Raw genomic sequence first — 24194 nt, forward strand, 5'->3', positions numbered from 1 at the left:
ATACGTGCGCCTGACGCACTTATAAGCTGTCGATAAGTCAGTTTTCGTCAGTTGTCGTACTTCTTAAACTGCTCCGGTATTTCTGTAATCCGGAGCGGTTCTTCCCATGACTTCCCTCGCTGTTCCCGCCACGCTCGATGCGGCCAGCGCACCCAAGGTGGCGGCACCGCCGAGTTTCGGCCCACGGATCATCCTCGGCCTGGTGGGCGTGCTGCTGGCGGTACTGGTGTCGGGCCTGAACGAGATGGTGACCAAGGTCGCCCTGGCCGACATTCGCGGCGGCATGGCCATTGGCTACGACGAAGGCACCTGGCTGGTCGCCAGCTACGCTGCAACCTCGGTGGCGGCCATGGCGTTCGCACCCTGGTGTGCGGTGACCTTCTCCCTGCGCCGCTTCACGTTGTGCGCGATCGGCCTGTTCACCCTGCTGGGCCTGTTGATCCCGTTCGCCCCGACCTACGAAAGCCTGCTGCTGTTGCGCACGGTGCAGGGCCTGGCCGGCGGCGCCCTGCCGCCGATGCTGATGACCGTCGCCCTGCGTTTTCTGCCGGCCAACGTCAAACTCTACGGCCTGGCCGGCTACGCCTTGACCGCCACTTTCGGTCCGGGCCTGGGCACGCCGTTGGCCGGGCTGTGGACCGAGTACGTCAGCTGGCATTGGACCTTCTGGCAGATCATCGTGCCGAGCCTGCTGGCCATGGCCGCAGTGGCCTACGGCTTGCCCCAGGATCCGCTGCGCCTGGAGCGCCTCAAGCACTTCAACTGGCGCGGCCTGCTGTTGGGTTTTCCGGCGATCTGCATGCTGGTGATCGGCATTCTCCAGGGCAATCGCCTGGACTGGTTCGAGTCGAGCCTGATCTGTTGGCTGCTGGGCGGTGGCCTGCTGTTGCTGGTGTTGTTCCTGTGCAACGAATGGTCGCAGCCGGTGCCGTTCTTCAAGTTGCAGATGCTCGGTATCCGCAACCTCAGTTTTGCCTTGATGACCCTGGCCGGGGTGCTGGTGGTGTTGCTGGCGGTGATCATCATTCCTTCGAGCTACCTGGCGCAGGTGCAGGGTTATCGGCCGATCCAGACCGCACCGATCATGCTGCTGATGGCCGCCCCGCAGCTCATCGCGCTGCCGTTGGTCGCGGCCCTGTGCAACCTGCGTTGGGTCGATTGCCGCTGGGTGCTGGGGATCGGCCTGAGCATGTTGGCGCTGTCGTGCATCGGCGGCTCGCACCTGACCTCGGTGTGGATTCGCGACGACTTCTACGTGCTGCAACTGCTGCAGATTTTCGGCCAGCCGATGTCGGTGCTGCCGTTGCTGATGCTCTCCACCGGCAGCATCAGCCCGCTGGAGGGGCCGTTCGCCTCGGCCTGGTTCAACACGGTCAAGGGCCTGGCGGCGGTGATTGCCACCGGCGTGCTGGAAGCGCTGACCACGGCGCGCCTGCATTTCCACTCGTCGATGCTGGTCGACAGTCTGGGCAATTCGCCGCTGGTCGAAGGCGACAGCGCCGCGCTTGCCCGGCGCCTGCACCAGCAAGCCGTGGTCCTGACCTCTTCCGATTTGTACCTGTGCATGGCCGGGGTCGCGCTGGCGCTGATCCTGCTGATTTTCTGGCTGCCGACGCGGATCTACCCACCGCGCGCGCCGACCTGACTTATACAGAAGGTTTTCTATGACGATTTCATCCAGGCAAAAACTCACCGGCGCCGCGGCCGCGGTACTGGCCGTCGGCGTATTGGTTTACCTGCTGGCGCCCGGCGTCTTTGGCCGCACGCCCCAGCAAAGCACCAATGATGCATTTGTCAGTGCCGACTTCACCCTGGTGGCGCCGCGCGTGGCCGGGTTTATCAAGGAGGTGCTGGTGGAGGATAACCAGCAGGTCAAGGCCGGGCAGTTGCTCGCGCTGATCGACGACCGCGACCTGCGCGCCGCCGCCGAGGCGGCCGACGCCGACACGCTGGTGGCCGCGGCGCAATTGCAGAACGCTCGGGCGACCCTTGAGCGCCAGGCTTCGGTGATCGCCCAGGCACAAGCGACAGTGGTGGCTGCCAAGGCGGAAATGGCCTTCGCCGATCACGAGTTGAACCGCTACAACCACCTGGCGGGCGTCGGTGCTGGCACGGTACAGAATGCCCAGCAAGCACGCACCCGCATCGACCAGGCCGCCGCGCGGCTGGCCAATGCCACGGCAGTGCTCGCGGCGGAACGCAAGCAGGTGGAAATCCTCAGCGCCCAGCGCGACGCCGCTGAAGGCGGGCTCAAGCGCGCCCACGCCGCGCTGGAAATGGCCAGCTACGAGCTGTCTTACACCCGTATCGTCGCGCCGGTGGATGGCATGGTCGGCGAGCGTGCGGTGCGGGTCGGCGCCTACGTCACGCCGGGCAGCAAGATCCTCGCCGTGGTGCCGTTGGCGCAGGCCTATGTGATCGGCAACTTCCAGGAAACCCAGCTGACTGACGTGCAGCCGGGGCAGGGGGTCGTGGTGCGTGTCGACAGCCTGGGCGGTGAGGCGCTGACCGGGCGGGTCGAGAGCATCGCGCCGGCCACCGGGGTGACCTTCGCGGCGGTGAAACCGGATAACGCTACCGGCAACTTCACCAAGGTCGTGCAACGCATTCCGGTGAAAATCATGCTCGACCCGGGCCAGCCGATGGCCCAGCGCCTGCGGGTGGGCATGTCGGTGGAAGCGAGCATTGATACCGTTGGTGTGAGGGAGAATGAGGTGGTTCAGCGATGAAGATGTTCGTTGAACGGGCCGCCGCCTTCGCGAGCAGGCTCGCTCCCACAGGTGATCTCGGCAGTACACACAAACCCTGTTCAGACACAGGTCCAGTGTGGGAGCGAGCCTGCTCGCGATGGGGCCTGAAGCCGCGCCTCACACTGTGTGCCTTGCTCGTCTTGAGCGTGTCAGCCTGCACCGTCGGCCCGGACTTCCAGATACCCGAGGCGCAACAAGTCACTGAATGGTCTAAACCGCAGCACCCGGCGGCCAGCCAGGCCGTGGCGGCAGTCATGGAGGAACGCTGGTGGGAGGTATTCCAGGACGCGCAACTGTCTGCCCTCAGCCGCCGCGCCCTGACCGACAACCTCGACCTGCAACTGGCCAGCGCCCGCCTGCAACAGAGCCGTGCCGTGCGCCAGGTGATCACCGCCGAGCAATACCCCAACAGCGCCGCCACCGGCAGCTACGGGCGCAAGCGTAACAGCGGCGAGGGCTTGAGCGATCCGTCCGGGCGCAACGGCGATTCCGCCTTCAACCTGTGGGAGGCGGGCTTCTCGGCGTCGTGGGAACTGGATTTCTGGGGGCGGGTGCGGCGCCAGACCGAGGCCGCCGACGCCAGCCTCGAAGTCGCTGAAAACGATCGTCGCGGGGTGCTGCTCTCGGTGCTGGCGGAAACCGCCCAGGACTACATTCAACTGCGTGGCGTGCAGAGCACCCGCGCCGTCACCGAGCAGAACCTCGAGGTCGCCCGGCATAGCCTGAAGTTGTCGCAACTGCGCCTGGCGGACGGCGTGGCAACCGATCTGGACGTCGCCGAAGCGGCCGCCCAGGTGTCGGCCATCGAAGCGCGCTTGCCCGCACTGCAACAGCGACAGGCGCAACTGATCAATGCCTTGAGCCTGTTGATGGGCGAGCGTCCGCAGGCGTTGCAGGCCCAGTTGGCGGAGGACGGCCCGGTGCCGCAGACACCGCGCCAGGTGGCGATCGGTTTACCGTCGCAACTCGCCGAGCGGCGTCCGGACATCCGCCAGGCCGAAGCGCGCCTGCATGCCGCCACCGCCAACATTGGCGTGGCCAAGGGCGATTTCTACCCACGCATCACCCTGTCCGGCAGCCTCGGCTCCCAGGCCATGCAACTGAGTGATTTCGGCTCCTGGGGCTCGCGCCAATTCGCCATTGGCCCGCAGTTCAGTCTGCCGCTGTTCGATGGCGGACGCCTGCGCGGGATGCTGCAACTGCGTGAGGCGCAACAGCAGGAAGCGGCGCTGGCCTATCAGCAAACCGTGCTGCACGCCTGGCATGAAATCGACGACCAGTTGACCCGCTACAACGCCAGCCAACTGCGCCGCGACAGCCTGGCCGAAGCCGTGCGCCAGAACCAGATCGCCCTGCGCACCGCGCAACAGCAATATGTCGAAGGCGTGGTGGATTTCGTCAACGTCCTGACCGTGCAGGGCGAGTTGCTGGCGACCCAGGAGCAGTGGGTGGAAAGCGCCACCGGTGTGTCGCTGGCCATGGTCGATTTGTACAAGGCCCTGGGCGGCGGCTGGCAGTCGGTCTACCCGTTGGCCAGGGTCGCGGCCCGAGCACCGGACCCCGCTTGAGGGCAGTGCCGCGTGTCGGCGGCTGACGCTGCCGAGTCGTTAAAGGCATGCACAGCCGCCTGCCTTGCCCTACAGTTGCAGGGCGAACGAGGGCTTGGACGAGGTTAGGCATGGCGGTCCGACGCGTAATAGAGAGCGGTACTCAACTCGCCGATTTACCGGCCCTGCAATCCTTGCCGGCGACCCGCAGGGCCTGGGCGTGGCAAAGTCTGTACGGCTGGTTGGCGATCCTGACGCTGGCCATCGCCACACGTGTCTACGGCCTGACCGCCGCCGCGGTCTGGGGCGATGAGGGTTCCAGCCTGCTGATGAGCCAGTATTCGCTGTCCGGGATCTGGTTCCACGCCGCCCATGACGTCCATCCGCCGCTGTACTTCATGCTCCTGCATGGCTGGATCGAGCTGTTCGGCGACAGCCTGCTGTCGATCCGCAGCCTCAGTGCGCTTCCCGGCGTCCTGTGCGTGATACTCGGCGCCTGGCTGATGCGCGTGATCGCCACGCCGCGCGCAGCGCTACTGGCCGGGTTGCTGCTGGCGCTGTTGCCGACGGCGGTGCGCTACAGCCAGGAAGTGCGCATGTACTCGTTGTTGGGTGTGTGGCTGCTGGGCGCCACCCTGGCGTTGGCGTACTGGGTCAAGCAGCCCCGGCAGTCACGCTATCTGGTGTTCTACGCGCTGTTGATGAGTGCCGCGTTCTACACCCACTACTTCACGGCCTTGTGTGTGATCGTCCACTGGGCGTATCTGCTGGTGCTGCGCTGGCAATCGCCATTGGCGTCGCGGCCTATCCAGCGTCCTGGCTGGTGGTTGGCCAACGCGGCGATTGTCGTGCTGTTCATGCCCTGGCTGCCGAGCCTGATCGACCTGGTGCAGCATCTGGATCAGCTCAAGGCCAATGGCGATGTGGGTTGGGAGCTGCCGGTGACCTGGAGCTCCGTGCCCTCGATGATCTGGAGCTGGCTGATTCAGGATGACGGAGAGGGCCTGTCCAGGCCGGTGTTTGTCGCGATGCCGCTGATGTTGCTCGGCGTGACCCTGTTGACACTGAGGCGGGACCGCAGCGAGTTTCGCTGGAGCGTCCTGTTGGCCCTCTACACCTTTGTGCCGCTGGTGCTGGTGTACCTGGTGTCGTTGATTTCCCCGGTGTTCATCGAACGCTACCTGACCGCTTTTGCCCTGGGCTTGCCGCTGATTGTCGCGCTGGCGGTCGATCGGCTGCTGCAGCGCTCGCGGGCGTTGGCGCTGGCCGTGCTGGTGCTGTTCATCGGCACCGAACTGGTCGGCCTGGCAAACAACGCCACGGTGGATGTGAATGACCAGACCAGCGTGATGGTCGAGTTCGTCAATAAGCGTTATGTGGCCGGCGATCAGATCGTCATCAGCGACATGCTCTGGTACCTGAGTTACGTCTACTACAACCGCACCGCGGCCACGCCGCTGCTCTACACGCCACCGCAGGCCGATGGTCGCAGCAGCCGGCCGAACGCCTATGGTTTCGGCACCCTGATTGATGATGAACAACAGCGGACCTACCTCGATCACCTCGCGCAATTGCCTGCGCCGACCCGGCGGGTCTGGCTGATCAGCACCGCCGACCAGCCGGATGAGTTCGCACCCTTGCCGCACGGCTGGCAGCAGCTCAATGAAAGCGTGGCGGGCGGGACGCGGGCGCGGCTGTTTGTTTTGCCGTAGATGGCTCGGGCTTCAGTCCTTGGCCGATAAATCCGCCATGCCCTTGAGCAACTCGATCGGCAGCGGAAAGACGATAGTGGAGCTCTTGTCGCCGGCAATCGAGCTCAAGGTCTGCATGTAGCGCAGTTGCATCGCACCTGGCTGGCGCCCGAGCATTTCGGCGGCCTGCATGAGCTTTTCCGAGGCTTGCAGTTCGCCTTCGGCATGGATCACCTTGGCCCGCCGCTCGCGCTCGGCCTCGGCCTGTTTGGCGATGGCGCGGATCATCGATTCGTTGAGGTCGACGTGCTTGATCTCGACATTGGCGACCTTGATCCCCCAGGCATCGGTCTGAGCGTCGAGGGCTTGCTGGATATCCACATTCAGGCGCTCGCGCTCGGCGAGTAACTCGTCCAGCTCGTGCTTGCCGAGCACTGCACGCAAGGTGGTCTGGGCCAGTTGGCTGGTGGCGGCGAGAAAGTCCTCGACCTGGATGATCGCTTTCTGCGGATCGAGCACGCGAAAGTACAGCACGGCGTTGACCTTCACCGAGACGTTGTCGCGGGTAATCACATCCTGTGGCGGCACATCCAGCACGATGGTGCGCAAATCGACCCGGACCATTTGCTGGACCACCGGAATCAACAGGATCAACCCCGGCCCCTTGACCTGCCAGAAACGCCCGAGCTGGAACACCACGGCCCGTTCGTACTCGCGCAGGATGCGGAACGTCGAGCCCGCCAGTGCAATCAGCAGCACCAGCAGCGCGGCAAAACCCAATTGCAGGCCCATGATCATTCTCCCAGCGCCGGCGCGTCAGTGGCGGCCACTTCGAGCATCAGCCCCTTGCGTGCGATCACCTGTACCCGTTGCCCCGGTTGCAGCGGCGTGGTGCTGCGCACTTGCCAGCGTTCGCCCTGCAGGTGCACCCAGCCGTGATAGGCGCTGCCGGGCTGCAGGGCGAGCACCGGGGTGACGCTGCCGAACAGCTCGGTATCGCCAGTCACCGCGTGGCGCGGCCGGGTTCTAAAGGCATGGATCAGCAAGGCGATCAGCAACAGCGCGCTGACCACCGCCAGGCCGGTGATCAGCGGCGTGGGAATCTCTGCGTTGCTCAGCATCACCGCGCCAATCACGAACATCACAATCCCGGCCAGGCCGACCACGCCGTAATTGGGCAACAGGGCTTCGGCCACCAGGAACGCCACGCCGAACAGCATCAACCAGACGGCAAACGGATTGCCCGCCATCAGCGTCACCGCATCGGTGGCGAGCGCCGAGGTGCTCAAGCCCGATAACAGTGCAACCACACACCAGCCACGAATATTCACTTCGACCCTCCGGGAGAGTCATCCGTCTGCGAGCCGGAAGAAGGCTCTCTCTACAGTCTAGTAGAGCCTTGGGTTGAACGAATTTCGATCAGACGGGGTCGAGTCTTCCAGTGGGCGGATTTTCCGTCGTCGACCCTCACCCGGCCTAGACTTTGAAGTATTAACCAAGGGTTTAACCATCGTCCGTCAGCCTTCGCGGCGGACACCGAGGTGCATCATGCGTATGGCAAGAACCGTGCAGCGCAGCCTGGAAGACGCGCACTGCGAATTTGACCTGGTGGCCCACCCGCACTCGGCCACCAGCCTGGAAAGCGCCCGGGTCGCGGGGATCGCGGCCGAGCGTGTGGCGAAATCGGTGATCCTCGACGATCACCATGGTCACTACCTGATGGCCGTACTGCCAGCCAGCCGGCATCTGGACCTGAGCAAGGTGCGCGGCAGCGGCGAATGGCAAGTCACCCGCGAAAGCACCCTGGCGCACCTGTTCAACGATTGCGAACGAGGTGCCGTGCCCGCCCTGGGTGAGTCCTATGGCTTGAACATGGTCATCGATCCACTGCTGACCCGCCAGAAAGACATCTATGTTGAAGCCGGCAACCACAACAACCTGCTGCACATGAGCATGGATGAGTACCTGAAAATGGTGCCACACGCCCAGGTCTGCGAGTTGAGCCAATAACCTCGGGCGGCGCACTCAGCGCCGCCGCCTGTTTCCCCCTGCACAAGGAGTCCCCTCATGGAAAAACCAACCCACAGCCTGCCCAGCCTGTTCAAGCAACTCGGCCTGCCGGATGACGCCGAGAGCATCGACAAATTCATCGCGACTCATTCCCCGCTCAAACCGGAACTGCATCTGGCGGATGCGTTTTTCTGGACGCCAAGCCAGGCCCAGTTCCTGCGCGAGGAAATTCGTGAAGATGCTGATTGGGCTGAGGTGGTGGATCAGTTGAATGTGTTGTTGCGTAAGGGGCGGGGGGGCTAGCAGTAATTTGTTTCAAAACTTGACTGAAATTCCTCACCAATGTCATATTGATAGTTAGCAAACTAACAGTGTGCGAAGCCTCCCGTGCCCCAGACCCTCGACACCCTCCACATGAACATCAGCAGCGCCATGGTGGTCGCTTCGCGGCATTGGCGCAAAGTCTGCCAGACCACCCTGGTTAACTTCGGCATTTCCGAAGCCTGTGCCGTGCCGTTGCTGATGATCGGCCGGCTCGGCGAAGGGGTGCGGCAAGTGACGGTGGCGCAGGCGGCCGGGATGGAGAGCCCGTCGCTGGTGCGCCTGCTCGATCAGCTGTGCCAGGCCGGTTACGTCTGCCGCACTGAAGATCCCCACGACCGGCGCGCCAAGTGCCTGAGCCTGACCGACAGCGGTCGGGTGCTGGTGCAGGCGGTCGAGGTGGAACTGGTGCGCCTGCGCCGTGAGGTGCTGCAGGGTATCGATACCGCCGATCTGGAAGCGGCGTTGCGGGTCATCCGAGCATTTGAAAGCGCCGAGCAGCCAGCGGTGACCCAGTCTTGAGCGGATTTTTCAGCGGTCTGCCACCGGCCCGTGACTGGTTCTACGGCGTGCGCACGTTCGCCGCGTCGATGATCGCCCTGTACATCGCCATGCTCATGCAAATGCCCCGTCCCTATTGGGCGATGGCCACGGTCTACATCGTTTCCAGCCCATTCGTCGGGCCTACCAGTTCCAAGGCGCTGTACCGCGCCGTCGGCACCTTTGCCGGTGCGGCGGCGGCTTTGCTGTTTGTCCCGATGTTTGTGCAGAGCCCTTATGTGTTGGTGGTGGTCATTGCGCTGTGGACGGGGATCCTGTTGTTCCTGTCCATGCACCTGCGCACCGCCAACAGCTACGCGCTGATGCTCGCCGGGTACACCTTGCCGCTGATCGCCCTGCCAGTGGTGGATAACCCGCTGGCGGTATGGGATGTGGCGGAAGCGCGTACCGAAGAAATTTTCCTCGGCATCATCTGCGCGGCGGTGGTCGGCAGCCTGTTCTGGCCCCGGCGGCTGGCGCCGGTGCTCGATGATGCGGTGAACAAGTGGTTTGGCGCGGCAGTCACCTACAGCCAACGCTTCCTCAGCCGTGACGTGCAGCCCGAGGAAGTCAGCGCGCTGCGCGCCTCGATGGTGGCGACCTTCAACACCCTGGAATTGATGATTGGCCAGTTGCCCCACGAAGGCGCGCGCCCGCAAACCGTGCGCAACACCAAGGAGTTGCGCGGGCGGATGATCCACCTGTTGCCGGTAGTAGACGCGCTGGACGATGCGCTCTACGCCTTGCAACGGCGCACGCCGGACCTGGTGGAAAAGATCGAACCCATGCTCGCCGCCGCCCAGGAGTGGCTCGAGCACCGCGACGCTTCGGTCGAGCGCTGGCAGGCGTTGCGTGAGCAGTTGGGCGCCCTGCAGCCAAGTCCCGAGGCGCTGGATGAGCGCAAGCAATTGGTGTTTTCCAACGCGCTGTATCGCCTCGGCGAGTGGATCGACCTGTGGCAGGACTTGCGCAGCTTGCAGCAGGCCATTCACAACGACAGCCAGGACAACTGGCGCGCGGTCTATCGGCATTGGCGACTGGGCCGGCTGACGCCGTTTCTCGATCGTGGGCTGATGCTCTATTCCGCCGCCTCCACGGTGCTGGCGATCATCGTTGCCTCGGTGTTGTGGATTCTTTTGGGCTGGACCGACGGTGGCAGCGCGGTGATCCTCGCGGCGGTGGCCTGCAGCTTTTTCGCCGCGATGGACGACCCGGCGCCACAGATCTACCGGTTCTTCTTCTGGACCGCGCTGTCGGTGGTGTTCGCCAGTCTGTACCTGTTTCTGATCCTGCCGAACCTGCACGACTTCCCGATGCTGGTCCTCGCGTTCGCCGTGCCCTACATCTGCGTCGGCACCCTGACGGTGCAGCCGGCGTTTTACCTCGGGATGCTGCTGACCATCGTCAACACCTCGTCCTTCATCAGCTTGCAGGGCGTCTACGATGCCGACTTCCTGAGCTTCATCAACTCCAACCTGGCCGGGCCTATCGGCTTGCTGTTCGCCTTTATCTGGACCCTGGTGGCGCGGCCCTTCGGCTCGGAACTGGCGGCCAAGCGCCTGACCCGTTTCAGCTGGCGCGACATCGTCGGCCTCAGCGAGCCGGCCAATCTCAATGAGCATCGCTACCTCGGCGTGCAAATGCTCGACCGCCTGATGCAGCACCTGCCACGTCTGGCGATGATCGGCCAGGACACCGGCGTGGCCCTGCGTGAAGTGCGCGTGGCGCTGAACCTGCTGGACTTGCTGGCCTACGCGCCCCGAGTGAGCGGCCCGGCGAATGCCCTGGTGCGCCAGGTGGTGGCCGAGGTTGGCGACTACTTCAATGCTTGCCTGAAAGCCGGTGAACGCTTGCCCGCGCCAGCACCCTTGCAGATGACCATGGACCGTGCCCGTCGCGCGCTCAACAGCCAGGCGCTGGCCGGTGATGACGACACCCGCCTGAACCTGCTGCACGCCCTCAGTGGCCTGCGCCTGGCACTGTTGCCCGGTGTGGCCTTCATCGGCGCCGGCGAGACCGAAGAACTGCTTCCCCATGGAATCGATGGAGCGCCTTTATGATCGGTGACCTGGATGTCAGCGGGGTATTCCTGCCCACGCTGCTGGTGCTGATGGGCATCACCTACCTGCTGTATTTGCTGGTGCACGGCCTGCTGACGCGCCTGCACTTTTATCGTCTGGTCTGGCACCGGGCTTTGTTCAACGTCGGTCTTTACGCCTTGCTGCTCGGCGCTGTGGACTCACTCAGTCGATACCTGATGACATGAAAAAACCTGTTTTGACCCTGGGCCGCGTGGTCGTGACCCTGCTGGTGGTGACCCTGGCCAGCTTCGTCGTGTGGCGCATGATCATGTACTACATGTTCGCGCCGTGGACGCGGGACGGGCACATCCGTGCCGACATCGTGCAGATCGCCCCGGACGTGTCCGGGCTGATCCAGCAAGTGGACGTGCGTGACAACCAGTTGATCAAGCGCGGCCAGGTGCTGTTCACCATCGATCAGGACCGCTTCAAGCTGGCGCTGCGCCAAGCCAAGGCGGCGGTTGCCGACCGTCAGGAAACCCTGGCCCAGGCCCAGCGCGAAGCCAAGCGTAATCGTGGCCTGGGCAACCTGGTGCCGGGCGAGCAACTGGAAGAAAGCCAGTCGCGCGTGGCCCGTGCCGAAGTGGCGCTGATGGAGGCCCAGGTGGCGGTTGACAGTGCCCAGCTCAACCTCGATCGCTCGGTGATCCGCAGCCCGGTGGACGGCTACGTCAACGACCGCGCGCCGCGTCCCCAGGAATTTGTCAGCGCCGGGCGTCCGGTGCTGTCGGTGGTGGACAGCAACTCATTCCATATCGACGGCTATTTCGAAGAGACCAAGCTCGATGGCATTCATGTCGGGCAGAGCGTCGATATCCGTGTGGTCGGTGATCGCGCGCGGTTGCGCGGGCATGTCGAAAGTATCGTTGCCGGCATCGAGGATCGGGATCGCAGCAGCGGCTCCAACCTGCTGCCCAACGTCAACCCGGCGTTCAGCTGGGTGCGCCTGGCGCAACGGATTCCAGTGCGCATTGCGTTTGACGATGTACCGGCAGATTTCCGCATGATCGCCGGGCGCACCGCCACGGTGTCGATCATCGGCGACAAGCCAGTGCAGGAGCCGGCGCAATGAGAGCGCTCAGCGCCTTGGCGACACTCGGGCTGGGCTTGATGCTGTCTGCCTGTCAGGTGGTCGGTCCGGATTACCAGCTGCCGGCCGATGCGGCGGTGCAGCGTAAAGATGCGCAAGGTGAGTTGGGCGCCGGCAACCAGGATGTCGTCTCGGCGCCGGTGCCGAGCGACTGGTGGCGGCTGTATCAGGATCCGCGCCTGGATGAGCTGGTGCGCCAGGCCATGCTCGCCAACACCGATCTGCGGGTGGCGGCGGCCAACCTGGCCCGCGCTCGGGCACAGGTCGAGCAGGCCGAAGCTGCGGGGGGGTGGAGCGGCGGGGTGAAACTCGGCGCGCAGCGCTTGCAGGAGTCGGGCGAGGCGTTCCTGTTGCCGGAAAAGGTCCCGGTGGCCAACATCGGTGAGGTGGCGATCAGCACCTCCTATCAGTTCGATCTGTTCGGCACCTTGCAACGCGGGATCGAAGCGGCCAAAGCCAATGCCGATGCGACCCAGGCGGCCGCGGACACCGCGCGCATCACACTGGTGGCCGATGTCGTACGGGCCTACACCCAGGTCTGCGCAGCCAATGAAGAGCGGGAAATCGCCGAGCACTCCCTGGCCCTGCAAGACCAGAGCACCAGCCTGATCCAGCGCCTGCGCGATGCCGGGCGTGGCGATGAAACCCAGGTCACCCGCTCGCAGACCCAACTCAAATCGTTGCGCGCCGACCTGCCGCGTTACGAGGCCGCGCGCCAGGCCGGGCTGTTCCGGCTGTCGATGTTGCTGGCCAAACCCGTCGACCAGTTGCCGGCGGGCACCAACACCTGCCATGAGTTGCCGAAAATCGCCCAGCTGTTGCCAGTCGGCGACGGCGCCGCAATGCTCAAGCGTCGCCCGGATGTACGCCAGGCCGAACGCCGGCTGGCGGCAGCAACCGCGGAAATTGGCGTGGCCACCGGAGAGCTGTACCCGGACATCAGCATCGGCGCGACCGTCGGCACCGTGGGTATTCTCGACCACCTGGGGCAAGCCCAGACCAATCGCTGGGGCTTCGGCCCGTTGCTGACCTGGAGCGTGCCGACCAACGGTTCGCGTGCCCGGGTCCGTGAAGCCGAAGCCGCCACCCAGGGCGCGCTGGCGCATTTCGACGGGGTGGTGCTCAACGCCATCCGCGAAACCCAGACCGGTCTGGCGCAGTACTCCGCCTTGCTGCAGCGCCGCGATGCCCTGGCCGATGCCGAGCAGTCGGCGCAAGTGGCGGCCGACCAGACTCACCGCTTCTTCCAGGCCGGGCGCGCGTCTTTCCTTGCCGACCTGCAGGCGACCCGCACCTACACCGACGTACGGGCACAAGTGGCCACGGCCAACACCCAGGTTGCGATGAGCCAGATCGATCTGTTCCTGGCCCTGGGCGGCGGTTGGGAAAGCGGACGAACGCAAGCGGCAAAACCGACGCAACCCTGAGGCCGTTGCTATGCTTTGACATGTCGGGTCCGCGCGGGCGGATCCGTCGATCAAGGCTCGCACAGGTCATGGGGATTCCAATAATGAAAAACCCTTATGCTCCCGGCTTCTGGTGCGCAATCGTCGCACTGGTGCTGCTCTCCGCTACGTATTTCTATGGCGTCATGCTGACGCATCAGCTCGACAAGGCCTTGATCTTTCTCGACAGCGCCAGCGCCCTGATCGGCGTGCTGTCGATGGTCGTCGTCGCCTGGGCTTCGCTGCAAAGCCGGCGGATCAAGAAAAAACAACTCGAACAGGGCAAGACCCTGGTGCAGATCTGGGACACCAAGGTTGCCCTGCGCCGGGTCGAGACAGTGTTCGACCGCTATTTCTGGGGCAGCTACTGGCAGCCGGGACGCACCTTTCAGGAAGTCATGGGCGAACTGACCGGCACCCCTCTGGAAAAAAGCCTCGAAGCGCTCAAGGTGCAATGCCGCGCCCTCGACCAGCAGGTCACCGGCGAAGGCTGGCACTGGCTGAACAATGCTCGCGAGCTGTCCAATGTCGCCAACGCCATGGCCCGCGAACGTTATCAGCTGGATGTCTGCGACCCGCGTTGCGACTCCCCCAACGGCACGGTAATCAACCGCGATTTCGAAGTGCTGGTGTACACCTGGACCGCGCGCCTGAAAAGCTTCGATCATCAGCTCGATGAAATGGAGATGGAGTACTCCGCAGCCTGATTTTTTGCCAGGCAGGAAGCTCGACACAGCAAACAGCGATTATTCCTACATCAATCCGGGAGTGATCGCTGGACACTCTTTAACCCTTATTCATTGGGTTGCGCTATACAGCTAATGCTAATCTCCTCGCCACTTTGAGCGACGTCGAGCCACGGCCTGTCACAGGGTTCAGGGAAGACGACAGCACCTCCAACAACGGACATCGATCAGGTTCTTCATGAATAAATCAGCAGGCGTGCTTCTTGGAATTGTCGTGGCCATCGGTGCGATCAGCGTCGGCGGCGCCTGGTACACCGGGACCAAACTGGAAGGGGTATTGCAGACCACCATCAGCGATGCCAACCAGCAACTGCAGGCGGCCATGGTCGGCTCCAATGGCACCGCGTCACTGGAACTGGTGTCGCTGGAGCGCCACCTGTTCAGCAGCACCGCCCATTACCGGCTCAAGGGCCAGGGCGAGATGTTCGGCGAGCACGCCGATGGCGTCGAATTGCTGTTCACCGATCGCATCGAACACGGTCCGCTGCCGTTCTCGCGGCTGGTGACCCTGAAGTGGCTGCCGGTGATGGCTACCAGTCATTACACCCTGGAAAAAACGCCGTTCACCGAGAAGTGGTTCGCCGCCACCAAGGACGTGTCGCCGCTCAAGGGCGTGGTCAATCTCGGCTACGACCGCGCGACCAGCGGTACGCTCGAGCTGCTGCCGGTGGATACGGCACTGGACGAACAGTCGACCCTGAAATTTTCCGGGCTGAAAGTCGAGGTCTCGGCCAGCGCCGAGGCGCAGAAGGTCAAGGCCGACGGTTACATGGACAGCCTGGTGCTGACCAGCGTGGCCGAGGATGAGTCACCGGTCAAAGTCGAACTCAATGGGCTGACCCTGGCCAGCAATCTCAGCAAGAGCACCTTTGGCTACTACCTGGGGGATAACACCGTCGAGGTGGCCAGCAGCAAGACCACCTTCGGCGACAAGCAGGAAGTGCTGAACTTCAAGAAGCTGGAAATGAAGACCGCCACCAGCGAGTCGGGGACCAACGCGGCGGGGCGCGCCGATTACCGGATTGCCGAGATCAGCCTCAACGACAAGAACATCGGCTCGGCCAAGATGGCCTGGAGCATGAAGAACCTCGACATCCCCTCGACCCTGGCACTGGTGCAGCTCTATCAGACCAAACTGCAGCCCTACGAAAAGGCCGCCGCGGCAGCAGAGGCGGCGGGTCAACCGTTGCCGGAACTGAAGCTTACAGAAGCCGAGGAAGCCGAGGTCAAGGCCAACCTGGAAAAACTCCTGGCCGCCCAGCCGCAAATCGCTTTGGAGAATCTCTCGTTTACCACCAGCAACGGTGAAAGCAAGGCCAGCCTGGTGATTGACCTGGCCAAGCCGCAGTCGCTGGACCTGCCGGTCGACCAGTTGGTGCTGCAACTGATCGCCCTGCTGGACCTCAACGTGCAAGTCTCCAAGCCGATGATCACCGACCTGGTGAGCCTGCAGGCGCTCGCCGAAGGCCAGACCGACGCCAAGGCCATTGCCGAACAAGCGCTGGCCACCAGCGACATGGTCAGCAGCATGGCGGTTGGTACCCAGTTGGCGACGCTTTCGGGCGATAACATCGTCTCCAAGCTGCACTACGCCAACAACCAGGTGGACTTCAACGGCCAGAAAATGACCGTCGAAGAATTCGTCGGCTTTGTCATGAGCAAACTGGGCACCCAGGAAGTCGAACAGTAAGTCAGCCTGCGTGAACGCAACGCCCGGCCTGAAACGCCGGGCGTTTTGTTTTCAGGCATTGGCGTCGCGACGGGAAAACGCGCACTATCGAGGCAATTCCTGGCGAGTTGGAGGCCAGCCGTGACACAACGTATCGACCGCATAGCCCAATTGCTCAATTGCCCGGTCAAGGGTGAGGAGATGCGCCGGGCAATCACTGAAGCGCGTAAAGATTATCTGCTGGAAGAGGATGACGAGGATGAGAGCGAGGACGGCGAGGCGGATCCCACCGATGATGCTTCACCGCAAACCTGACCTCACCACCAACTGCGATTGCTCTCCAGTTCCGACCGGCATTGCTTGAGTTGCCAGCCGTAGGTTTTCGCCTGTTGCTCGACCTTGCGCGCCACCTGGATCAGCCAGGGTTTCTGTAGATAACTCTGCCGACTGAAGCCGCCGCGGCCCTCGTGGTAGGCCAGGTATTGGCTGTAGGTGTCCCATTTGGAAATGCCCAGCTGGCGTTGCGTGCCGGCGGCGTACCAGCCGACGAACATCACCGCGTCGTCGAAATTGTCTCGCGAGCCGCCGTATCCGGCGCTCTTGTACTCGCCCCACACCGGATCCTGTGCCTGGGCGTAGCCATACGCCGAGCTGACCCGGCCCCAGGGAATCACCCACAAAAAGTAGTCGCGCGGCGGCAGGGCGTCTTCGACGAAGCTGCTTTCCTGCTTGATGATTGCCATCGCCACATGCGGCGGCAATCCAAAGGTTTTCTCCATCTTCAGCGTGTCTTCGTACCAGTCCGGGTACTGGCGGTAGATGCTGCAGATGTTGCCCTGGTCCCGAGGCGGCGTGGTCGAACAGCCGGCCAACAGGGCCAATGCCACGAGTACTGCGAAAAAACGTCTGTACAAAAAACACTCAATTGGCGGGGGCCAATCCTGGTGGGTGGAAGAGGGGGCCGATTGGGCAATCCCCATCATAACCGCTCGATAGACGCTATGATGAGCCCTCCAGACATGCAAACACTGTCGAAGAGCACTCAATGTCCACTCCATTGAACGATCCATGCCAAGGTCGGCGGCAGTTCTTGCGCCTGGCGAGTGGTGTCTCATTGCTGGCCTTGCTGGGCCCGATAGCGGGCTGTTCACCCAAGCCGCGGATGGACGCGAGCTTTTTGCAGATCTGGAAAAGTCACGCGCAACTCAGTCCCAAGGACTGGCAGGCACGCATGAAAGCCATGGGCGATCTGGGCTGTGATGAGCTGGTGCTGCAATGGGTGGGCCTGCTCGGTGGCGACGAGCCGGACTGGATGCTGCCGGACCCGGTGATGCAGGCGCTGATGGATGCGGCGGGCGAACAGGGGATCAAGGTGCGCATCGGCCTGCCCTATGACAACGGCTGGTGGCAGGCGCTGTCGGCCACCGACGAGTCGACCCAGATCGAGTTCTTCAGCAGCTCATTGCAGGCCGCGAGCCGCTTCATGCGCGAATCTCAGTGGTCGAAGCACGGGCAATTCGCCGGCTGGTACATCCCTTACGAAATCGAGCAGTACCACTGGACCGAGGCGGCCCGCCAGGAGCGCCTGGGCAAGTGGTTGATGGCGCTGTCGGGCGTATCGCAGAACGCCGGCCATGGCGTGCCGGCGATTTCCACCTACTTCAGCACCCTGCAGACCGACGGCAGCCTGGTGCAGTTATGGCAAAGCCTGCTGGATCGGGCGCAGTTGCGGCCCATGGTGCAGGATGGCGTCGGCGTGGCGGGCTGGAAAAACCTTGAGGGCATCGAACCGTTGCTGGCCTACCTGCGCCGGCGCGATGTGGCGTTCGATGTGATTGTCGAGCTGTTCGAGCAACTGCCGTCGGAGCGTGGCGACGGCACGGATTTCAAGGCGGTTTCCGCCGATTACCACCGGGTCGCCCGGCAACTCAAATGGGCGCAGGGCACTGGTGCCGAGCGAGTTGTCGCTTTCGCCATCGACCCCTGGGCCACCGGCGACGATCCCCAGGCACAAAGCCTGCGTCGGCAGTGGCTCAAGTCGCGCTCCTGAGGCTCAGAGCGAGCGGCCGATGATCTCGCGCATGATCTCGCTGGTGCCGCCGAAGATCCGCAGCGCCCGCGCATCCGACCAGGCGCGGCCGATCCCATACTCGGCGCTGTAGCCGTAACCGCCATGCAGTTGCAGCAACTCGTCGAGAATCTGCCCCTGCATCTCGGTGGCGTTGAGCTTGGCCATGGCCGCGACAACCGGGTCAAGGCTGCCTTCCATCAGGTTCGCCACGCAGTCATCGAGGAACACCCGCAGCATGGTCAGGCGCGCCTTGGCGTCGGCCAGGGCGAAGCGGCTGTTCTGGTAGTCGATGACCCGCTTGCCGAACACCTTGCGGTCGCGGGTGTAGGCCTTGGTCTGCTCCAGCATGCCTTCGGTCGAGGCCGCCGCGCGCAGGGCGATCGCCAGGCGTTCGCGGGCCAGCTCGTGGCTCATGTAGGTAAAGGCCGAGTTCAGCTCGCCGAGCAGGCAATCGGCAGGCAGGCGGACCTCGTCGAAGAACAGCTCGCAGGTGTCCTGGGCATGCTGGCCGATCTTGCGCATCGCCGGGCCCTTGCTGAAGCCGGGCAGGCCTTCCTCGACACAGAACAGCGACAAACCGCGCGCGCCGAGGTCGGGGTCGGTACAGGCGAGGACGATCACCAGCCCGGCGTTGACGCCGTTGGTGATGAAGGTCTTCTGGCCGCTGAGCACGAAGTCGTCGCCATCACGTACAGCACGGGTGCGCACGGCCTTGAGGTCGCTGCCGGCGCCGGGTTCGGTCATGGCGATGGCGCCGATCATGTCGCCGCTGGCCATTGCCGGCAGCCAACGGTCTTTCTGCGCCTGGGTGCCGAGGTTCCACAGGTAGGGCGAGACCATGTCCGAATGGATCGAGAAACCGATGCCCAGGCAGTTGGCCCGCGCCAGTTCCTCGATCACCACCACTGCATGCCCGAAGTCACCTTCGGCGCCGTAAGGCGAAGGCAGGGCCGAGTTGAGCAAGCCTTGCTCGCCGGCTTCGCGCCACAGTTCACGCGGGGTCACCCCGGCGGCTTCCCACTCGTCATAGCGCGGCAGGATGCGATCAGCGATGAAACGCTGGACCTGCTCGCGAAACATCTCATGGTCTTCACGGAATATCTTGCGCATGACTAGGCCTATTTGCCGACGGGTTCGGTGCTGCTGAGCAAGCCCTTCAACACCGGTTTGGCGGCGCTGCCGGTGAGGAACAGGCTGTAGTGATCGCCCGCGCGCAGTTGCGGCAGCGCCAGTTTTTCTGCCGAAGCGCTGCCGCAGCCGGCAGTCAGCGAGGCGCTGACCGGGTTGATGGCGCGGGTGCTGGAGCTGTTTGGCGCAACGTCGCCAATCACTTGCGGGCCGCCATCGGCCACCGACAAGCTGCCTTTGGCGCAGTCGCTGGCCAGGTTGTAGAAGCGCAACTCGGCCTTCATCGCGTCATCGCTGCCGGCCGTGTCATCCAGCACCTGGAATGTGCCGTCCTGTTGGACAAGGGTGTTGAAGCTGTCTTTTTTCACGGACATTTGACCGGCCGACTTACCGTTGATGGTCACGGTGAAGGGCTCGTCACCTTTGACAATTGCGTAGCTGCTGGCCAGTTGCGCAGGGCCGATGGCTTGCTCGGTGCCGGTGCTGATTTTCACCTTGAGGGTGTCCGGCGTCGGGTTGACCACCCGCACGAACGCTGAGCCCTCCGCAGGACGCGGCGCGTAAAGCTGGGCCAGGACCCCTTCGGCCATGGCCGGGCCAGCCAGGCAGGTGCCCAGCAGCAGGATGAGAACGCGGGGTTTCATGGTTTCTCCTTGGCGGGTTTCATGCGCGTTTCCCGGTATTGGGCTTCCAGGCGCTTGCGGTCGACCTTGTCCGATACGTTGGTGAGGAAGCGTCCACAGGCCACCAGTTCCGAGGGCACCATGTAGTGGGGCAGGCGTTCGCCCAGCGCTTCTTTCCAGTTGTGCAGCTGTTCCGGCAGCGGGCCGATCACCCCCGGTTCCAGGCTTTCCGGGGTCGAAACGAAGCCGATCATCCGCACCAGGGTGCCATCGGGACGGCGCAGGGCGATGGTCGCGGCGGCGTGTACGCCCGGCAGGCCAGAGAGGGCGGCATCGATTTCACCGAGCTCGATGCGGTAGCCGTTGAGCTTGATCTGATCGTCGCGCCGGCCATGGAAATACACCAGGCCCTGGTCGTCGATCTCGCCGATGTCACCGGTGCGGTAGGCGCGTTTGCCTTTGTGCTGGAACAGGCTCTTGGCGGTCAGGTCCGGGCGGCCGAGGTAGCCGCGCATCACGTGATCGCCGGCGATGCAGATTTCCCCGTCATCGAGGAACACCTCGGCATAGGGCTTGGCCCGGCCAATCGACAGCGGGTTGCGCGCGCCATCCAGCGGCCGTTTGATTTCCACCCAGGTGGTCGAGCAGGTGGCTTCGGTTGGCCCATAGGAGTTGATGATCCGCGCAGTGGGAAAGCGCGACCAGAGCTGCTCGGCCATGGCCGGTGACAGCGACTCGGCACCGAACACGAACACCCCCAGTTGCGGCAAATGCTCGTGGTTGAAATCGTCGTTGAGAAACTGCTGGCGCACGAACGCCGGGGTCGAGGCCCAGACTTGCACGCCGGTGTCGGCCAGGTAGCGCACGAAGGCCACCGGATCGGCAATGGTCTCCCGTGGGCAGAGTACGCAGGCGCCACCCAGGGCCAGCGCGCCGCACAGGTCGAACAGGGAAAAGTCGAAGCTGAACAGCATCTGGTTCATGAACGCCGGATGGGGATTCAGTTCCAGGCAGTCACGAATCCAGCTGGCGAACAGCGCCACGCTGTCGCGGCCGATCTGCACGCCCTTGGGCTCGCCGGTGCTACCGGAGGTGAACATGACGTAGGCAATGCCTGGCTCCGCCAATGGTGCAGTCACCGCGGCGCCTTCGGTGAAGCTGTTCAGCGTGGCGTTGTAGACCTTGGCCGCCGCGACCCGCTCGGTAATCAGCTTCAGACGCTCGGGTGGGTTGATGCTGTCGACCGGTACATAGGTCACCCCCAGGCGCAGGCAGCCGAGCATGGCGACCACGAACTCGATCTCCTTGTGCCCGGTGATCACCAGCGCGTGGCCCGGCAGTACGCCAGCGGCGAGTGCACGTGTTTGCCAGGCGTCGGTGTCTGCCAGCAGGGTGCCCCAACTGATCTGGCGTTGGGCATCGCTCAGGGCAAGCGCGTCCGTGGCCTGATCCTGCTCGACGAAATCACAGCGATCGAAATCAAAATGCATATAGCCCCCTGGGTGTGCAGAGATGGATACGGGCGTCAGGCTTTCTGGTTTTCCTCGACGAAGGCCGCCAGGGCGTTCAGGGATTCCAGGTGTTCTTCGATTTCGGTCGCGGGAATCTTGCAGCCAAAGTCGGCTTGCACGGCCAGTACGATATCTACGGCGGTCAACGAGTCGACCAGGCCGGATTCGATCAGCAGGTCGTCCGGCTCGACTTCGGTCTGGATAACGTCTTTGATGATTTGGCCCAATGGCTTCAAGAGTTCTTCTTTGGTTTTGCTCACGATGTACTACTCCACTAATCAGTCATCAGAATTGGAAATACAGGAAGCGCGCTTCCTTGTGCAGGTTCATCAGGCACAGGAACAGCAGCAGCGCCAGAATCACCAGCCATTTAACGTTCGGCGCCCAGCGCAGGAAGGCCGGGCCGGTCGGCTGCGGTTTGGCCAGCGATGGCGACCAGTTGCCCATGATCTGGTGCGAATTGGGCAGGAACCAGACCACGGCCAGCAGGGCCAGGATATGGAATATCTCAAGATGGCGGCCGATGAACATCCGCCACGCGTCGCCCAGGGCGATTCCGGCCGGGTACACCACGTCCGGCAGGCTATCGAATCCACGCAACCCGAGCATGCCTTCCACCAGGCGCACGGCATCGGAGGTATCAGCGGCCCGGAAGAACGCCTGGGCGATGATCACCACGGCAAAGGTCAGCAGCACATAGCCGGCTTCCTTGAGCCAGTTGTCCTTGCGTGCAGCGGCCGGGGTGCGGCCAACCACGAAAATCCGCCAGGCATGGTTGATCGACAGATAGCCGGCGTGCAGCAGGCCGAAGATGAAGAACTGCAGGCCGGCGCCGTGCCAGATACCGGCCAGTCCCATGGTGAAGGCGGTGGGCAGGATGATGGTGGCGGCGAATCCGCCAACGGTCGACACGCCCTTGGTGCCCACCGGCATGTTGTGCCGGGTGCGGTAGTTGGAAACCGCCATTGCCACCGGGTAGTAGAGATAGGCCGTCAGGTAGCGCGTCAGGGTCATGTGCCAGCGCGCCCAGAACTCGATGATGCTGCTGGCCTTGTACGGCGAGTTGAAGTTCAGCGGGAAGCGGATGCCGAACATCTTCGCCAGGCCCAGGGCCATGTCCGAGTAGCCGGAAAAGTCGAAGTACAGCTGCAGCGCATAGGCCAGCCCGGTGCCCCAGGCGGTCCAGAACTGCAATTCACCGGGCTGGGCGAAGCCGGCATCGGCGAAGGGAGCGATGGGGTCGGCCAGCAGGACTTTTTTAGCCAGGCCAATGACGAACAGCATGCCGCCGACGCTGAGGTTTTCGAAGTTGAAGCGGTAGGTTTCGCGCTTGGCGAACTGCGGCATCATTTCCTTGTGATGCAGGATCGGGCCGGCGATCAGGTGCGGGAAGAAGGTCACGAACAGCACGTAGCTGAGCAGGCTGCGCTCCTTGACGATACCGGCGCGGCAGTCGAGCAGGAAGCCGATCTGGGTAAAGGTGAAGAACGAAATCCCCAGCGGCAGGATGATGTCGTCGAGTCGGCCGCTGCCCAAGCCCCAGTCGTGGGCGAAGTTCATCAGGGTGACGAAGTACTTGTAGTGGATCAGCAGGGCGATGTCCGCCGCCACGCCGAACGTTGCCACCGCCAATTGCACGCGCGGGCGATGGCTAGTGCTGAGGATCACCTGGCTGACCGCATAGTTGAACGCGATCGAGCCGACCAGCAGCATCACGAATTGCGGGTTCCACCAGCCGTAGAACACCAGCGAGGTGATGCACAGCCACACGGCGGCCAGCCGCGGGCTGATCGAGGCGAACAGGTAGTGGGCCGTGAGTGTCACCGGCAGGAACAGGAAGAGGAACAGATAAGAATTAAAGAGCATGGTCGTCCTGCGCGGGCAAGGTGGCCAGTACGGCACGTTCGTCGGCTGTCAGCGGCAGGGACAGGGCCATCTCGGAGAACTCCCAAATCACCAGCTTGAGGCTGGCGGGCCACTTGTCGCGTTTCTTCAGGGCGGCGAGCAAGGCGCCGGAGAACTGACCGCCGTCCATGCTCTGGTTCCACACCTGGCGCCCCAGGGTGATCCCCAGGCGTTCGGCAAATTCACTGCGCCGGCCATTCGAGCTGCCGGCCAGCAGTACTTCCACCGGCGGCGTTTCATCCAGCAGGCCGCCACTGCGCACCGGTTCGATGGTCACCGGTTGCACCACATCCAGCGGCGGACGCCAGGCCGGCTCGGCTTTTTCCAGGCCGGCCAGGGTGATCAGGTCGCCCATGCGCGGCTCGGTCGCACCGAGTGGCGAGACGTTGAAGGTCTGGCTGCCCTTGCTGCCCAAGAGTGCCAGGGCGCGAGTGCCAACCACCTCGGCCGCGGCTTGGGCGCCGGTGGCGGTCATGTGCACATCGGTATGGAAGAAACGCGGTTCGCTGCCTTGGGCAAGCGCCGGGTAGAGATCGGTGTAAGGCACGCCATCGCGCTCCAGGCGGGTTTGCCAGAGCTGCAATCGCGCCTGCATCTGCGCACTCTGCTGCAGGCCGCACAGGCCTTCGACCTGGATCCGCGACTTGTCGGGCACGGTCACCACCAGTACTTGCAGGCCTTGCTTGCGCAGGTCTGCGACCCAGTGGTCCATCAACCGCACACGGGCGTCATAAGCGTCGTGCACGCCAGGTTGCGGGCGCAGGCCGTCGCGGTAGAACAGCCAGCTCGGGCAACCCTGGACGACTTGCGCGCCGAGGTCGCCGAAGAAGCGGTAGCGCACCGCCGAAGTGATGGTGTCGGCCTCGTCCTGCAGCGGCAACTTCATCACGTGCCCCAGCACCTGGCCGGCCGTTCCATCGACCCAGGCCGCCGGCTGCAGTTGCCCGGGCTCGAGCTTGGCCTGGGCGAGCATCCCGATGCCCACGGCCAGGCCGATCACCAGCAGGGCAATGATCGCGGTGCCGCTCATGCGGTGCGAGACCGGGGTTTGCTCCGTCGCCATCGA

At 63.6% G+C, this 24194-nt stretch carries 24 protein-coding genes; 15 read left to right on the plus strand and 9 right to left on the minus strand.

The features are described from left to right. The first annotated feature begins 106 nt into the window (after positions 1-106). The 4 genes from ACZYR5_RS07600 to ACZYR5_RS07615 all read left to right on the plus strand — a co-directional run bounded on the left by ACZYR5_RS07600 (position 107) and on the right by ACZYR5_RS07615 (position 6009). A complete protein-coding gene (locus tag ACZYR5_RS07600) occupies positions 107-1645 on the plus strand; it encodes an MFS transporter (RefSeq protein WP_489089067.1) in 1539 nt (512 codons plus the stop codon). 19 nt (positions 1646-1664) lie between these two features. Further along, positions 1665-2729, plus strand: coding sequence for an HlyD family secretion protein (locus ACZYR5_RS07605; protein WP_489089068.1), 1065 nt, complete (start codon positions 1665-1667; stop codon positions 2727-2729). Continuing rightward, complete coding sequence (locus tag ACZYR5_RS07610) at positions 2726-4318, plus strand: efflux transporter outer membrane subunit (protein WP_489089069.1); 1593 nt, start codon at positions 2726-2728, stop codon at positions 4316-4318. Before ACZYR5_RS07605 ends, ACZYR5_RS07610 begins: the two co-directional genes overlap by 4 nt. Positions 4319-4428: 110 nt before the next feature. Then, complete coding sequence (locus tag ACZYR5_RS07615) at positions 4429-6009, plus strand: glycosyltransferase family 39 protein (RefSeq protein WP_489089070.1); 1581 nt, start codon at positions 4429-4431, stop codon at positions 6007-6009. Between the two features lie 12 nt (positions 6010-6021). Here ACZYR5_RS07615 and ACZYR5_RS07620 read toward each other — a convergent pair whose 3' ends face one another. Next, positions 6022-6780 carry a slipin family protein gene (locus tag ACZYR5_RS07620; protein WP_489089071.1) on the minus strand — a complete coding sequence of 253 codons (759 nt, stop codon included), beginning with the start codon at positions 6778-6780 and terminating at the stop codon, positions 6022-6024. A 2-nt stretch (positions 6781-6782) separates the two neighbouring features. Beyond that, positions 6783-7319 carry an NfeD family protein gene (locus ACZYR5_RS07625; RefSeq protein WP_489089072.1) on the minus strand — a complete coding sequence of 179 codons (537 nt, stop codon included), beginning with the start codon at positions 7317-7319 and terminating at the stop codon, positions 6783-6785. 217 nt (positions 7320-7536) lie between these two features. Here ACZYR5_RS07625 and ACZYR5_RS07630 point away from each other — a divergent pair, with 217 nt between their 5' ends. The 10 genes from ACZYR5_RS07630 (at position 7537) to ACZYR5_RS07675 (ending at position 16205) form a co-directional block, all read left to right on the plus strand. Beyond that, entirely contained in the window at positions 7537-7998 is a 462-nt protein-coding gene (locus ACZYR5_RS07630) for an aminoacyl-tRNA deacylase (protein ID WP_489089073.1), read from the plus strand. A 57-nt stretch (positions 7999-8055) separates the two neighbouring features. After that, positions 8056-8301: a DUF2789 domain-containing protein gene (locus ACZYR5_RS07635; protein WP_489089074.1), complete on the plus strand. Its 246-nt coding sequence runs from the start codon at positions 8056-8058 to the stop codon at positions 8299-8301. 111 nt (positions 8302-8412) lie between these two features. After that, positions 8413-8841 carry a MarR family winged helix-turn-helix transcriptional regulator gene (locus ACZYR5_RS07640; RefSeq protein WP_489089515.1) on the plus strand — a complete coding sequence of 143 codons (429 nt, stop codon included), beginning with the start codon at positions 8413-8415 and terminating at the stop codon, positions 8839-8841. Beyond that, positions 8838-10919, plus strand: coding sequence for an FUSC family protein (locus ACZYR5_RS07645; RefSeq protein WP_489089075.1), 2082 nt, complete (start codon positions 8838-8840; stop codon positions 10917-10919). Before ACZYR5_RS07640 ends, ACZYR5_RS07645 begins: the two co-directional genes overlap by 4 nt. Next, positions 10916-11125, plus strand: a complete 210-nt coding sequence (locus tag ACZYR5_RS07650) for a DUF1656 domain-containing protein (protein WP_027619396.1) — start codon at positions 10916-10918, stop codon at positions 11123-11125. The genes ACZYR5_RS07645 and ACZYR5_RS07650 overlap by 4 nt, the downstream gene beginning before the upstream one ends. Next, positions 11122-12012: an efflux RND transporter periplasmic adaptor subunit gene (locus ACZYR5_RS07655; protein WP_489089076.1), complete on the plus strand. Its 891-nt coding sequence runs from the start codon at positions 11122-11124 to the stop codon at positions 12010-12012. The genes ACZYR5_RS07650 and ACZYR5_RS07655 overlap by 4 nt, the downstream gene beginning before the upstream one ends. Continuing rightward, positions 12009-13457: an efflux transporter outer membrane subunit gene (locus ACZYR5_RS07660; RefSeq protein WP_489089077.1), complete on the plus strand. Its 1449-nt coding sequence runs from the start codon at positions 12009-12011 to the stop codon at positions 13455-13457. Before ACZYR5_RS07655 ends, ACZYR5_RS07660 begins: the two co-directional genes overlap by 4 nt. 83 nt (positions 13458-13540) lie before the next feature. Continuing rightward, positions 13541-14182, plus strand: coding sequence for an NADH:ubiquinone oxidoreductase subunit N (locus ACZYR5_RS07665; protein WP_489089078.1), 642 nt, complete (start codon positions 13541-13543; stop codon positions 14180-14182). A 217-nt stretch (positions 14183-14399) separates the two neighbouring features. Continuing rightward, positions 14400-15911, plus strand: coding sequence for a YdgA family protein (locus ACZYR5_RS07670; protein ID WP_489089079.1), 1512 nt, complete (start codon positions 14400-14402; stop codon positions 15909-15911). Positions 15912-16031: 120 nt separating this feature from the next. Next, positions 16032-16205 (plus strand): hypothetical protein, encoded by a 174-nt coding sequence (locus ACZYR5_RS07675; protein WP_489089080.1) that lies wholly within the window; start codon positions 16032-16034, stop codon positions 16203-16205. A gap of 2 nt (positions 16206-16207) precedes the next feature. Here ACZYR5_RS07675 and ACZYR5_RS07680 read toward each other — a convergent pair whose 3' ends face one another. Continuing rightward, positions 16208-16804 (minus strand): transglycosylase SLT domain-containing protein, encoded by a 597-nt coding sequence (locus ACZYR5_RS07680; protein ID WP_489089081.1) that lies wholly within the window; start codon positions 16802-16804, stop codon positions 16208-16210. 131 nt (positions 16805-16935) lie between these two features. On the opposite strand from ACZYR5_RS07680, the gene ACZYR5_RS07685 reads away from it, so the two are divergent. Further along, the gene (locus tag ACZYR5_RS07685; RefSeq protein ID WP_489089082.1) at positions 16936-17940 is read left to right on the plus strand and encodes a DUF4434 domain-containing protein; all 1005 of its coding nucleotides are present in this window, start codon (positions 16936-16938) and stop codon (positions 17938-17940) included. A gap of 3 nt (positions 17941-17943) precedes the next feature. On the opposite strand, the gene ACZYR5_RS07690 is transcribed toward ACZYR5_RS07685, so the two are convergent. The 6 genes from ACZYR5_RS07690 to ACZYR5_RS07715 are packed head-to-tail and all read right to left on the minus strand — an operon-like array spanning position 17944 to position 24191. Further along, positions 17944-19071, minus strand: a complete 1128-nt coding sequence (locus tag ACZYR5_RS07690) for an acyl-CoA dehydrogenase family protein (protein ID WP_489089083.1) — start codon at positions 19069-19071, stop codon at positions 17944-17946. Between the two features lie 8 nt (positions 19072-19079). Continuing rightward, a complete protein-coding gene (locus tag ACZYR5_RS07695) occupies positions 19080-19733 on the minus strand; it encodes an alginate O-acetyltransferase AlgF (protein WP_489089084.1) in 654 nt (217 codons plus the stop codon). Beyond that, the gene (locus ACZYR5_RS07700) at positions 19730-21202 is read right to left on the minus strand and encodes an AMP-binding protein (RefSeq protein ID WP_489089085.1); all 1473 of its coding nucleotides are present in this window, start codon (positions 21200-21202) and stop codon (positions 19730-19732) included. The genes ACZYR5_RS07695 and ACZYR5_RS07700 overlap by 4 nt, the downstream gene beginning before the upstream one ends. Before the next feature lie 35 nt (positions 21203-21237). Continuing rightward, the gene (locus ACZYR5_RS07705; protein ID WP_489089086.1) at positions 21238-21483 is read right to left on the minus strand and encodes an acyl carrier protein; all 246 of its coding nucleotides are present in this window, start codon (positions 21481-21483) and stop codon (positions 21238-21240) included. Positions 21484-21508: 25 nt separating this feature from the next. Beyond that, positions 21509-23089 (minus strand): MBOAT family O-acyltransferase, encoded by a 1581-nt coding sequence (locus ACZYR5_RS07710; RefSeq protein ID WP_489089087.1) that lies wholly within the window; start codon positions 23087-23089, stop codon positions 21509-21511. Next, the gene (locus ACZYR5_RS07715) at positions 23079-24191 is read right to left on the minus strand and encodes an alginate O-acetyltransferase AlgX-related protein (RefSeq protein WP_489089088.1); all 1113 of its coding nucleotides are present in this window, start codon (positions 24189-24191) and stop codon (positions 23079-23081) included. Before ACZYR5_RS07715 ends, ACZYR5_RS07710 begins: the two co-directional genes overlap by 11 nt. Positions 24192-24194: the final 3 nt, after the last annotated feature.

It is taken from the genome of Pseudomonas sp. F007 (assembly GCF_057814275.1).